This window comes from Nonomuraea sp. NPDC049695 (genome assembly GCF_040674955.1).
GTDB classification, from domain to species: Bacteria; Actinomycetota; Actinomycetes; order Streptosporangiales; family Streptosporangiaceae; genus Nonomuraea; species Nonomuraea helvata.
In genome coordinates, this window is the sequence record NZ_JBFANV010000166.1 from 1 (window position 1) to 11,489 (window position 11,489).

Consider the following 11,489-nt stretch of genomic DNA (forward strand, 5'->3'; position numbering starts at 1 on the left):
GTCCACCCCGCCGACCGGGTCGATGCGCAGCCCCTCGATCCAGAAGCGGCCCAGCGTGTAGCCCGCCACGTCCTCATCCTGAACGACGCGTTCATCCTCAACTTGAGTGTCCGTGTACATCGCCTCCGAGCCATTGGGAGGTGGTACGGCGGCTCAACGCCACCCACCGCTCGTGCTACCCCGAGGACCTGCCACTCGACGTGATCGGGACGCTCAACGGGTGGACCTTCAGCCCCGAGAACGACCTGGAAGCGAACCTCACCGAGCTGGGAGGACCAGAGGACCAGGCATCCTTACTCACGGTCTTCGCGGCCCTCTGGTACGGCGACGAGCAGGCCACCCGCCGCCTGCGTGAGTCCGCCCAGCTTCCCGAACCCGTGATCAGGCGCCAGATGATGCAACTCACTAGCTGGTACGGGTACGAGTTCCTCCTCCATGCCCTCGCCGAGAGCGAAACCGAGCCCGAACTACTGGCCGAGATCGAAGAACGGCTGGCGTCTCCCCTGTGGGCGGACACCTACAACGCGTTCAACGAGCACCTCGCCTTCACCAGCGTGATGGTGGATGAGGCCGGCACTCCGGTGGAGACCTGGAGCGATAGCGATTAGGCGGCTCACGACCGAGTCTGCGTTGTGGCTGTCGGCACGGCTGGCGCTCCCGGGGCTTCCCCCCTCTCGGCCCGCTGCGTTCATCGGTGCTGCCGGAAGGCTCGGCGGTAGTTGCGGGGGGCGACGCCCCGGCGTGCGGTGAACTGCTCGCGTAGGACGGTGGCGCTGCCGTAGCCGACGCGGCGCGCCACCTCCTCGATCGACAGGTCGGTCGTCTCCAGCAATTGCTCGGCGCGGTCGAGACGCTGGGCCAGCAGCCAGGCGTGGGGGCTCGCGCCGGTGGCGGACTTGAAGGCGCGGGCGAAGGTACGGCGGCTCATCAGCGCCCGCGCGGCCAGCTCCGCGACCGGGATGCGGCGGTCCAGGTTCGCGCGGGCCCAGGCGATGACCTCGGTGAGCCGCATGTCGTCGCCGTCGCCTGGCATCGGCGCGCTGATGTACTGGGCCTGGCCACCGTCCCGGTGCGGCGGGGTGACCAGGCCACGGGCGACGCGGTTGGCGAGCCCGGCGCCGTACTCGCGCCGGAGCAGGTGCAGGCACAGGTCGAGCCCGGCGGCGGCGCCCGCCCCGGTGGCCACGCTCCCGTGGTCGATGTAGAGGGCGTCCGGTCTGACCCGTACGGCTGGGTAGCGGGCGGTGAGCTCGTCGGCGAACTGCCAGTGCGTCGTGGCCTCCAGGCCATCCAGCAGACCGGCGGCGGCGAGCAGGAACACCCCGGTGCAGTGAGCGGCCACGACCGCCCCCGCCGCGTGGGCGCCGCACAGCGCGTCCAGCACGGCCGCGCCGGGCTCGGCGCGGAACGCGTCGCCCGGCAGTACCAGCACCAGGTCGGCGTCGGAGAGTGCGGCCAGGCCGTGCTCGACCCGGAGCGGAAGGCCGAGGTCGGTACGCAGGTCGCCGGGCCGCTCCGAGCAGACCACCGTCTCGAACGCCGGACGGTCCGACCCACCGCCGAACACCCCGCCGACGATGCCCAGCGCCAGGGCGGTGACCCCGCTCGGCGCGTAGGCGACAATCCGCTGGAAGCCCATGGCCTGCCATCATGGCACAAAACCCGCGATCAACGGCAATACGGCCACTTTCCCAGAACGCGCCGTCCGGCCAGGCTGGCGCCGACCCTCGATCACATGGAAAGGCGGCACGTCATGCCGGAACGCAACCGCAACAAGGTCATCCTGGTCACCGGGGCGACGGGCAGGCAGGGCGGAGCGGTCGCGGCCCGGCTGCTCGCCGACGGCTGGACGGTGCGGGCACTCACCCGGTCTCCGGACTCACGGCAGGCCAAGGAACTCGCCGCAGCGGGCGCGCAGATCGCGCAGGACCGGCCCGGGGACCGTGCGGCGCTGGAGGCCGCCATGACCGGCATCCAAGGGGTGTTCAGCGTCCAGGCCGGAGTGCTGGGCGCATCGCCGGTTCCGTACGACGCCGAGGTCGCCAGGGGACGCCTCATCGCCGATGTCGCGCTGGCGGCGGGCGCGGCGCACCTGGTGTTCTCGTCAGTGGCGGGCGCAACCCTGGCCGAGGGAGTACGCGCGTTCGAGCCGAAGCTGCGGATCGAACACCACCTCCAGCGCATCGGCGCGCCGGCGACGATCCTGCGGCCGGCGTCGTTCATGGACAACTACGCCGATCCCGCGTTCGGCCTCGGCTCCGGCGCACTGGCCACACCGCTCGCGGCCGACGTCCCCGAACAGCTCATCGCGCTCGCCGACATCGGCGCCTTCGCCGCCCTGGCCTTCGACGACCCGACGAGCTACCTCGGCCGGGCCGTCGACATCGCCGGCGACGAGCTCACCCCGCCGCGGATCGCGCGGGCGCTGAGCACTGCCCTCGGCCGTGACGTTCCGTACGTCCCCATTCCGGTCGAAGTGATACAGGCGCAGAACGCCACGTTCGCCGAGGCCGTGGACTTCCTCAACCGCAACGGCGGCTACGGCGCCGACCTGGCCCGAGCCCGGGTACTCCACCCGGGCCTGCTGACCTTCGACCGCTGGCTGGCCACCGGCGGGGCGGCGCGGATCGCCGCCCTCCTGCCCTAGCTCCCGCGCGAGGCGAACCCAGGCCGGTCGCTTCAGCCCAGGAGCTTCCGAGTCGGGCTCCTCCTTCGTCGAGCGAATCACAGTGAACACGGGAACTGTCCTGGATCTTGCCCGTGCCTCGTGTCCAGCGGGGATGGCGGGCTGGGCGCACCGGGTCACGTCCATGGACGTGACCCCAGTCGTGTCGTCGCTACGCGGAACGGTGCCCATCACGCGCTCCGTGTCGCCGGACTCAGATGATCGCTTGCAGACTGCCTACGCTCGTTCAGTAGCCTCCGCGCCAGCTCAACGCCGCGCCGCCAGCACTCAGGATCAGGTTCTTGCGTGCTCAGCTTCAGCGGCTCGGATTGCTCGGCTCGTGCGGGGGACGAGAGCGGGGCCGCGGGCGACACCTCGGCCTGCCCTTCCCGGGCAACGGCGGTTTCGGCATGCCGCTGTTGACACACCTCGAAACCGATCTTGGCACAAGCACCGCAGGGATGCCCTGACGGCAGCAAGTGATCCTCACAATCGGGCCGGGGGCAGTCGTAACCACGCTTGATCACCGTCAAGGCCGCAGCGACCGGACGGCGAGGCTCGCGGCCGACCCAAACTGCCAACCGGCGGCGAATGCGCAGGGTCATCTCGGTGACGGTCTTGCCGGCCGCCATCTCCGACTCGATGGCGGCAAGGACTCGGTCCCGGTCACGCGAGCTCATGTCGAGCTGCCAGGGCAGAGGGATCGCAGCCATCACACTCAATGCACCTGGCGGTTGATGTCGCGAGGTGGCGCCCGGCTTGTTCCCGTCGATGATTGGCCTCTCGCGCGACAGCGCGCTCCCGGGGTCGCCCTTACGGTGCTGTAGATCGCCTACGGCGAGAGGGTCTGCGCTGTCTGAGGGTGAATCGTCTGAAGGTGCGCTCTCTGAAGGTGCGCCATATGGAGGCGTCACATTTGGCAGGGGGTGATTCGACGCCTCTGGCAAGGGGGGAGTCGTCAGATCTGGCAGGGGGGACTCGTCAAGCGTGGCACTTACACCAGGGCCATCGGCAGGAACCTCGTCTGCGGGAATGATCGTGATGAGGTGCTCGTCGGTGATGGCTTGGACATGCATCCACAACCCGCCGCGGCGGCGCACCCGCACCCAGCCGACCGCCTCCAAGGCCCTCAGCCGGCGACGTGCGGTGGTGTTTGAACGATAAGCCTCCCGCCGCAGGTCAGGCAGGGTCGCGAAGGGGTGTGGGTGGATAGGGGGTGCCCACAGCGCAACACGTCTGTCCTATCTGTAGGTCATCGGCTGGATACGACCGGTACGATCGGGAGGAGATCACGAACCGGCGCGCAGGCGTGGCACGAGGAGACTGGTTGAGCGACAGCGTGGCCGCCGATGCTGAGGGCAAGGCCGGTGAGGCAGCTGCGCCGCCTCCGTTCGAGCCGGTGCGGGTCGTGCCAACTCGGCCCGATGGCTGGCCTGACTGGCTCGGCCGCAGGCCGATCAGCTCGGTCGACCGGGACAGGATCCTGAAGGATCTGAGTGCCGATCAGGAAGAGCTGGACGCTGCCAAGCGACGAGACGGCCTGCGCCTCGCACCGCTGTTCTCGTCGGTGACGATCGAAGGGTTCGGCGGCCAGGGTGACCCACGGAAAGTGGCCCGGCTGCGAGCCGCCATCAACGCGGCGTGCCGGGTCGCGGCGGGCGATCGGCGAACCAGTTACCACGCGACCGATGAGCGCATCACGATCGGGATCGCGGGGCCGGACGCGCGTGAGCGGATCGCGGTGCTGCGCCAGCAGCTTGCCAAGATCGGCGGTAGCCGCGGCTGGACGATCATCGAAGATCTGAACTGACCCAGTTCTCACGGTGAGTGAGGGTGGTGACTGTGTGTGGATCGCAGAAATGAACATTTCTGCGACATCCCGCAACGACGCCCCGTTCCACTCGCCCGACCACTCGATCATGTCTCATAATCCGCGTACGAAAACTATGTTTCGCAACTCCGCATCAGCGCCGTTTATGAGATACTTTGGGGCGTGAGTAGGATCGGTTATGGGCGAGTCTCCACCCGCGACCAGAACCCCGACAGCCAGCGTGACGCCCTCACCGCGGCCGGATGCGATCGGATCTTCATCGACAAGGCGTCCGGGAAGATCGACCGCCGCCCCGAGCTCGACAAGGCGCTGGATTACCTCCGGGGCGGGGACACCTTCGTCATCACCCGCCTGTCGCGCGCCGCACGATCCCTACGGCACCTGCTCGACCTGGCCGCGCAGCTTCGCGAGCGTGAGGTCGAGCTTCTGGTGCTTAAGCAGGGTATCGATACCTCCACGCCGTCCGGGCGCCTGCAGTTCCACATGTTCGGCGCCTTCGATGAGTTCCTCCGGGAGCTCATCGTTGAGGGCACCCTCGAAGGGCTGGCCTCGGCCCGAGCGCGCGGCCGCGTCGGCGGGCGCCCACCGGCCCTGGACGCTCACGGCGTGGAGATGGCTCGGGCGTTGTATGAGATGAAGGGCGATGACAGTAAGCGCCGCTACACCGTCCAGCAAATCGCCGACCGGCTCGGCGTCAGCCGCGCCACGATCTACCGTCACCTTGACCCCGACAAGCCGGTCTCGGCGTAGGCGGAGCGTGGTGCTGCCCCGATCACCTACTACGGCGGCGGGGCCAAGCTCGCCGCCGTGCTGCCCGAGACTCACGGTCGCGGTCGCCCTGGTGCTGGGAGCCGCGTAGCCGCGATACGACGGCATGGCGGCTTCATGCTCCGTCGTTGCCGGCCTTGGCGATGAGCGCCGAGGCCAGCCCGGCTGTCTGGGTGGCGATCTCTCGCGCTGGGACCTGCCTGCCGGTGTCCAGCCACCAGATGATGGCCTGGAGGAACATGCCTCCCAGGAGTGTGGGGACCAGGTCGCCGGGCGCCTTGGGCAGGTGCTGGGCGGTCATGTCGGCGAGGGTGGCCTGCATCCTGCGGGCGAACCAGGTGCTGCCGTTGCTGCCCAGCAGCGCGCCGTATAGGCGGTGGTAATGGTCGATGTGCTCGAAGAACCCGGTCCACCGCTCCAGCACTGGCGTGCCGGGGTGGTCGGTCATGGTGCCGAGCAGTTCGCCCATGGCCTCGTCGAAGATCTGCTCCACGAGCTGGTACTTGTCGCGGTAGTTGCGGTAGAAGGCGGCCCTGCTGACCATCGCCCGCTCGGTGATCTGCCCGACCGTGAGCCGCTCGAAGCCATGCTCCTCGATGAGCTCGACCAGCGCCTGCCTGAGCAGCGTGCGGGTACGCCGGACCCGGACGTTCTCCCGAGACAATTTCGAGCCTCCTGTCCAGGTTGAGACGGAACGCCGGTAATGAGACTGGTCGATATGAATCAGTACGGACAGTATGCCTGCTGAGAGACAACCTGTCTCCTTGGAAGGATGCTCATGAAAGCTCTCGTCGTTCCCGGATACGGCACGCCCGACTCGTTCACCATCGAGGACCTCCCGATTCCCGAACCCGGTCCAGGGCAGCTGCAAGTCCGGGTGGCCGCAGCCTCGCTCAACCCGGCCGACCTGCTGATGACCGCGGGCACAGTACGCGAGATGGTCCCGCTGGACTTCCCATTCGTCCCCGGCACCGACGTCGCCGGCACGGTGACCAAGATCGGCCCTGGCACGCACGGGTTCGAGGTGGGCGAGGAGGTATTCGGCTTCGGCGCACCGCCGTCGTTCGCCGCCGGCGTCGGCATCCCCGCCGTCACCTCCGGCGCGCTGGCCGAATACGCGACCTTTCAGGCAGGCCCGTACCTCGCGAAGCGGCCATCGAAGCTGAGCGCCATCACCGCGGCCGCGCTGCCCAGCACCGGCATGACCGGGCTCGCTGTAATCGATCGCGGACTGTTCCAGCCGCACGAGACGGTCCTGGTAATCGGCGCGCCTGGCGGCATCGGCAGCGTCGTCGTGCCGCTGCTGGCCAGGCAGTGCACCGTCATCGCCACCGGCATCGAGCTCGACCGGGACTACGTGCGGGGCCTGGGCGCCGTCGACGTGATCGACTACCGCGAGAGCGACCTGATCGAGGAGGTACGGCGGCGCCGCCCCGAAGGCGTAGACGCGGTGGTGAACCTCGCGCTGACGGGCGAGGCGGTCATCGCGGCGACCCAGATACTGCGTCCCGGCGGACGGCTGCTCAGCACCACCCCGGGCACGCCCACCCACCCGGCGGTCACCACGGTGATGGGCACCACCGACCTCCGTCCCGGCACCATGGACTCCCTGGCCGCCCACGTGCTCGACGGCACGCTGCCCCAGCCCGCGACCAGGACCTATGGCCTGAGTGATGCGGCGCGCGCCTACCAGGACCTGGCGCAGGAGCACACCCGTGGCAAGCTCGTCGTCATCGTGGACCCGGAGGCCGCCCGATGAGAATGCGCGCGGTGGAGTACGACAGGTACGGCGGGCCGGAGGAACTGAGCGTGCGGACCGTCGCCCGGCCGGAGCCGGGGGCGGGACAGGCCCTCATCCGGGTTCACGGCACTAGCGTCAACCCGGTCGACGTCACGATCCGCTCCGGCGGGATGAAGCTGATGGCGGGCCGTCGCTTTCCCAAGCGGACCGGCCTGGACTTTGCCGGGGAGGTGACAGAGCTCGGGCCAGGGGCCACCGACGTGAAGGTCGGGCAGCGCGTGTGGGGTTTCCTGGGCGACGTACGCGGACGCACCGGCGCCACTGCCGAGTACGTCGCAGTCAAGATCTCCGCTCTCGGGCCCGCGCCGGCCCGGGTGGATCTCACGTTGGCCGCCGCGCTGCCCAGCGTCGGGGTGACCGCGTTGCGCGCGCTGCGTGACGTGCTCCGGCTCGCCTCCGGCGAGGAACTGCTGGTGGTCGGCGCGAGCGGCGGCGTGGGCAGCACGGCGATTCAGATCGGCCTCGCCATGGGCGCCCGGGTCACTGCCATCGCCAGCGCGGTCAACCGCGGCTTCTGCCGCGACCACGGGGCCACTCGCACGCTCGATTACCGCAATCCGGCCGCGATCGGCGGATCTTTCGACGTCGTTCTCGACTGCCACGGCAGCGACCTCGGCCGCTACCGACGCCTGCTACGCCGGGGCGGCCGGATGATGACCACCGCCAGCAGCGGCATGGGATACGCCATGCGCTCAATCGTCACGCCGGGGCCACGAGTACGGGTGATGATGGCACGCTCGCGGCGAGCCGACCTCACCGCGCTGGCCGAATACGTCGACCGAGGAGCCGTCCAGCCGATCGTCGAGGAGATCTATCCACTGGAAGACATAGCCCAGGCCCACAAGCTGACCGAGACCGGACATGCACGAGGCAAACGAGTGATTGCTGTACTGACCAGTCCTTAACCACGGCTCTTGGGGCGCGTTCGAACGGAAAGTCACGGTCGACCGATCCACATACGGAACTTCACAGTTCGGATGCTCTCCATGCCCCTGATCTACACCGGCCCAACCGGCTGCGCAGCACCCGCGCCATCGCCCAGCGGCAAGCGCTTGGCGACGAGCTTGTCACTTAGAGTGATACCCCCTCCTTGGGGCGCTGTTACCGGCCCGCGGATCTTTAGGACGAGGCTGGCGGGAGAAGGGCAGGGGAATCGGCCAGGAGCTGGAATCGGTTGTCACGCTGCTGGACGCGGCCGCTGGTGGGGTGCGTGAAGTGGGTGCCCAGCAGCAGGTCATCGGTGTCGGCCAGTTCGGTGAGCAGGTGGTGGCGGGTGGTTCGTGCCTCGGCGGGATCGACGTCGCCGACGCTTCCCATGTCGGGGTACGCCAGTTGCAGGGGATGATGCAGGCTGTCGCCGCTGATCAGCGCATTGCGACTGGTGCCTGTCAGCTTCACCGACAGGTGGCCGGGCGTGTGGCCGCGTGTCGGTACCAGGCGGACGCCGTCGGCCACCTCAAGGCCTGAGGCGGGGATGTCGAGCAGGTCGTACAGGCCGTTGTCGCGAATGGGTCGCAGGGAGTCGCGGTGTACCTGGGCGACTTCCTCGTCGCTTGCGGCGACGTCGGTCCAGTAGTCCCATTCCCTGCGGTCGGTGAGGTAGCGGGCGTTCGGGAAGGTCGGTGTCCAGCGGTTGTCGACCAGGTGAGTGTTCCAGCCGACGTGGTCGATGTGCATGTGCGTGGTGATCACCAGGTCGACGGTGTCTGGGGCGAAGCCTGCGGCGGTGAGCCAGTGCAGCAGCGGGGTCTGCAGGTTGTCGGCGTCGGGTATCTGCCGGGGCTTGTCGTTGCCGATGCCGGTGTCGACCAGGATGCGCTTGCCGTTCACCTTGATCGCGAAGATGTGAACGTGCATTGCAAAGGCTGTGCCGTCGGTGAAGTTGGGGTGCAGCCAGGGGTGGTGCAAGTGTTCCGGTGTGGCATCGGGCAGCAATCGTTGGCTGGTTGCCGGTGATATGTCGGTTTCGTCGATTCGGCGCACAACGATGCCTCCGAGGTCCCACCCCAGGAAGGCCGGGGATACACGGCTTGTGAACACTTTGAATCCATTCGTCTTGTTTGGCCGTCGGTTCCGTGGCCCTGCTATGGCCGCACGTCGAGCGTTTCTGCTGGCCATGCCGAAACGATCTCTCGCAGACTGGCGTTGATGAATCTGTCATCTGACTGGAGATCGGGGTCAGGAGGTTTGTTGGATGTGGTCGGACAGTCTCGCGCCTGCAGCTCTGCAATAGCTTCCGAGAGACGATGCTTTCGTGCGTTCGCGAACGTGGGGCGTCCCCCGGCACGGGTGGTGGGCCGTCACGTTCCGTTGCCGGCAAGCTGCCGATGGGATTGATGTCGTCGGCTGTGTCGAGACTCTTGCTGATTGTGCACGCCATGCGCACGCCGTTACATCGACCGCTGATGCGCCCGTGCCACTTGGCCTACTCTGGTCGGCTCGGCCCTCGGAGTGTTGAGGAACGAGAACGTACGCTAAGCCGGTTCCTTCGAATTACTGATGGTGTGTGATCGTCATCGCCTGGTGGACGCTGGCGTACGTTTCCGTTCGATCGCATCTGGCGTCGGGACCGAGACTGAAGCTGGCCGCGAGGCAGGTGACCGGTTGGCGGTCGAGCGGTAACGGTTCGATTGCTCGGGTCACGGTAGGCAGGGCTTGGTCCTACCTTGCGTTCATGCCGGTGAATTTCCTGAGCGATGGCGAGGCCGCCCGCTACGGGCGCTTTGCCGATGTGCCAGGGCGCACGGAGCTGGAGAAGCTGTTCTTCCTGGACAACGCGGACAAGGCGCTGATCAGCAAGAAAAGGGGTCCGCACAACCGGCTCGGTTTTGCCGTCCAGCTGACCAGCGTGCGTTACATCGGCCGGTTCCTGGCGGATCCACTCGACGGAGTGCCGACCGAGGTGATCGACTATCTGGCCGAGCAGTTGGCGATCGCGGACGCGTCGTGTCTGAAGCTGTACGCGCAGCGGGAACCGACGCACCGTGAGCATGCCGGGCAGATCCAGACGAAGCTGGGGCTGAAGGACTTCGGCCAAGCCGAGGCCGAGCTGGAGACGACCCTGGCCGCGCACGCGTGGAACTCCGGGGACGGGCCGACCGCGATGTTCCAGTACGCGGTGCGCTGGCTGCGGGAGAACGACGTGCTGCTGCCGGGCATCACCACGCTGACCCGGATGGTGGCCCGGATTCGGGAGGAACAGACCGAGCGCTTGTATGCGACGGTGGCGGCGATGCCGACGTCGGAGCAGGTGGAGGCGCTGGAGCAACTGCTGGAGGTCCCGCCGGGCAAGACGATGACGGAGCTGGAGCGCTGGCGGCAGGGGCCGTCCAAGGCGTCCGGGCCCGGGATGGTGAAGGCGCTGCAGCTGGTGGAGGAGATCCTCGGTGCCGGGCTGGGCCGGTTGGAGCTGGATGTGTCGGTGCCGCGGCGGCGGGTGCTGGAGCTGGCCAAGTACGGGCTGACAGTCCGCTCGGCGCAGCTGAAACGTCATCCGGACGCGCGCAGGCTGGCCACGCTGGTGGCGACGGCGCGCCGGTTGGAGACCAAGACGATCGACGACGCGCTTGAGCTGCTGGATCTGCTGATGGTGACCGAGCTGCTCGGCAGGCGCACCGCGAGGCCGACAAGCAGAAGGTGAAGAAGCATCCGAAGCTGGCCAAGGCCTCGGCCCGGCTCGCGGCCGCGGTGGAAGTGCTGCTGGAGGCTACCGAGTGGGGCGAGGAGGTGCGGCTGTTCGAGGTGTGGGAGATGATCGAGGCGGTCGTGCCGCGCGGGCAGCTGCGCGAGGCGGTAGAGGTGGTTACGGACATGGTGCCGCCACCGGACGCCGACGACGACGGCGGCTGGCGAGCGGAGATGGCCGGCCACTATCCGATGGTGTCGGGCTTTGTGAAGTTGCTCACCGGTGCGATCGAGTTCGACGCCAATCCCGAGGGTGAGCAGGTACTGGCGGCAATGAAGGCGCTGCCCGCCGCGCTGGCCCACCGGCCGCGCACCCACTCGGCGAGCCTGCTGCCCGTCCGGTTCATCGATCCCGGCGTGGTGAGCGGGGTGTGGCGGCGGCTGGTCTTCGGCCAGCCCGCGCGCAAGGACGGCCTGGCCGACCGCAACGCGTACGTGTTCTGTGTGCTGGAGCAGTTCCACCGCCGCTTGAAACGGCGGGAGATCTTCGCGCCAGGCTCCAGCCGCTGGCGTGACCCCAACGCCCAGCTGCTGGAGGGCGCCAAGTGGGAGGCGGTCAATCTCAGCGTGCTGACCGACCTGGGCCTGCCCGAAGACCCTGCCGGCCTGCTGCGAGAGCTGGAAGATCTCCTGGATCAGACCTATCGGCAACGCCGTTCAGTTAAGAGTTAGGGCTGTTCGTCAAAGCCGGTGAACAAAGCAGCGGAGCCGCTGTAGAAGAGGTGTGTCACTCCAAGACA

General features: G+C 68.0%; 12 protein-coding genes. 8 read left to right on the forward strand and 4 right to left on the reverse strand.

Annotated features, from left to right (window positions below):
* The first annotated feature begins 140 nt into the window (after window positions 1-140).
* Window positions 141-608, forward strand: a complete 468-nt coding sequence (locus AB0J64_RS55585) for a hypothetical protein (RefSeq protein WP_364046412.1) — start codon at window positions 141-143, stop codon at window positions 606-608.
* An 80-nt stretch (window positions 609-688) separates the two neighbouring features.
* On the opposite strand, the gene AB0J64_RS55590 is transcribed toward AB0J64_RS55585, so the two are convergent.
* Window positions 689-1,639 carry a helix-turn-helix domain-containing protein gene (locus AB0J64_RS55590; RefSeq protein ID WP_364046414.1) on the reverse strand — a complete coding sequence of 317 codons (951 nt, stop codon included), beginning with the start codon at window positions 1,637-1,639 and terminating at the stop codon, window positions 689-691.
* A 96-nt stretch (window positions 1,640-1,735) separates the two neighbouring features.
* Between AB0J64_RS55590 and AB0J64_RS55595 the strand changes: the two genes are divergently transcribed.
* Complete coding sequence (locus tag AB0J64_RS55595; RefSeq protein ID WP_364046416.1) at window positions 1,736-2,647, forward strand: NmrA/HSCARG family protein; 912 nt, start codon at window positions 1,736-1,738, stop codon at window positions 2,645-2,647.
* Window positions 2,648-2,856: 209 nt separating this feature from the next.
* Here AB0J64_RS55595 and AB0J64_RS55600 read toward each other — a convergent pair whose 3' ends face one another.
* On the reverse strand, window positions 2,857-3,378 hold the full coding sequence (locus AB0J64_RS55600) for a hypothetical protein (protein ID WP_364046418.1): 522 nt from the start codon (window positions 3,376-3,378) through the stop codon (window positions 2,857-2,859).
* A gap of 614 nt (window positions 3,379-3,992) precedes the next feature.
* Here AB0J64_RS55600 and AB0J64_RS55605 point away from each other — a divergent pair.
* Together AB0J64_RS55605 and AB0J64_RS55610 are read left to right on the forward strand one after the other, a co-directional pair.
* The gene (locus AB0J64_RS55605) at window positions 3,993-4,475 is read left to right on the forward strand and encodes a hypothetical protein (protein ID WP_364046420.1); all 483 of its coding nucleotides are present in this window, start codon (window positions 3,993-3,995) and stop codon (window positions 4,473-4,475) included.
* A 183-nt stretch (window positions 4,476-4,658) separates the two neighbouring features.
* On the forward strand, window positions 4,659-5,246 hold the full coding sequence (locus AB0J64_RS55610; protein WP_364046422.1) for a recombinase family protein: 588 nt from the start codon (window positions 4,659-4,661) through the stop codon (window positions 5,244-5,246).
* A gap of 133 nt (window positions 5,247-5,379) precedes the next feature.
* Here the strand turns inward: AB0J64_RS55610 and AB0J64_RS55615 are convergent, their stop codons facing one another.
* Window positions 5,380-5,928, reverse strand: a complete 549-nt coding sequence (locus AB0J64_RS55615; RefSeq protein ID WP_364046424.1) for a TetR/AcrR family transcriptional regulator — start codon at window positions 5,926-5,928, stop codon at window positions 5,380-5,382.
* Between the two features lie 114 nt (window positions 5,929-6,042).
* Here AB0J64_RS55615 and AB0J64_RS55620 point away from each other — a divergent pair, with 114 nt between their 5' ends.
* Together AB0J64_RS55620 and AB0J64_RS55625 are read left to right on the forward strand one after the other, a co-directional pair.
* On the forward strand, window positions 6,043-7,023 hold the full coding sequence (locus AB0J64_RS55620; RefSeq protein WP_364046426.1) for an NADP-dependent oxidoreductase: 981 nt from the start codon (window positions 6,043-6,045) through the stop codon (window positions 7,021-7,023).
* Between the two features lie 2 nt (window positions 7,024-7,025).
* Complete coding sequence (locus AB0J64_RS55625) at window positions 7,026-7,970, forward strand: NADP-dependent oxidoreductase (protein ID WP_364046428.1); 945 nt, start codon at window positions 7,026-7,028, stop codon at window positions 7,968-7,970.
* A gap of 214 nt (window positions 7,971-8,184) precedes the next feature.
* Here AB0J64_RS55625 and AB0J64_RS55630 read toward each other — a convergent pair whose 3' ends face one another.
* Window positions 8,185-9,048 carry an MBL fold metallo-hydrolase gene (locus AB0J64_RS55630; RefSeq protein WP_364046430.1) on the reverse strand — a complete coding sequence of 288 codons (864 nt, stop codon included), beginning with the start codon at window positions 9,046-9,048 and terminating at the stop codon, window positions 8,185-8,187.
* A 523-nt stretch (window positions 9,049-9,571) separates the two neighbouring features.
* Between AB0J64_RS55630 and AB0J64_RS55635 the strand changes: the two genes are divergently transcribed.
* Both AB0J64_RS55635 and AB0J64_RS55640 read left to right on the forward strand, forming a co-directional pair.
* Window positions 9,572-10,705 (forward strand): DUF4158 domain-containing protein, encoded by a 1,134-nt coding sequence (locus tag AB0J64_RS55635; RefSeq protein ID WP_364046432.1) that lies wholly within the window; start codon window positions 9,572-9,574, stop codon window positions 10,703-10,705.
* Window positions 10,702-11,421, forward strand: a complete 720-nt coding sequence (locus tag AB0J64_RS55640) for a hypothetical protein (protein WP_364046434.1) — start codon at window positions 10,702-10,704, stop codon at window positions 11,419-11,421. The genes AB0J64_RS55635 and AB0J64_RS55640 overlap by 4 nt, the downstream gene beginning before the upstream one ends.
* Window positions 11,422-11,489: the final 68 nt, after the last annotated feature.

What these genes read in the sequence shown, in the direction of transcription:
- AB0J64_RS55590 (WP_364046414.1), bottom strand. Translation starts at nt 1,639, where the DNA reads ATGGGCTTCCAGCGGATTGTCGCCTACGCGCCGAGCGGGGTCACCGCC.
- AB0J64_RS55595 (WP_364046416.1), top strand. Translation starts at nt 1,736, where the DNA reads ATGGAAAGGCGGCACGTCATGCCGGAACGCAACCGCAACAAGGTCATC.
- AB0J64_RS55600 (WP_364046418.1), bottom strand. Translation starts at nt 3,378, where the DNA reads ATGGCTGCGATCCCTCTGCCCTGGCAGCTCGACATGAGCTCGCGTGAC.
- AB0J64_RS55620 (WP_364046426.1), top strand. Translation starts at nt 6,043, where the DNA reads ATGAAAGCTCTCGTCGTTCCCGGATACGGCACGCCCGACTCGTTCACC.
- AB0J64_RS55625 (WP_364046428.1), top strand. Translation starts at nt 7,026, where the DNA reads ATGCGCGCGGTGGAGTACGACAGGTACGGCGGGCCGGAGGAACTGAGC.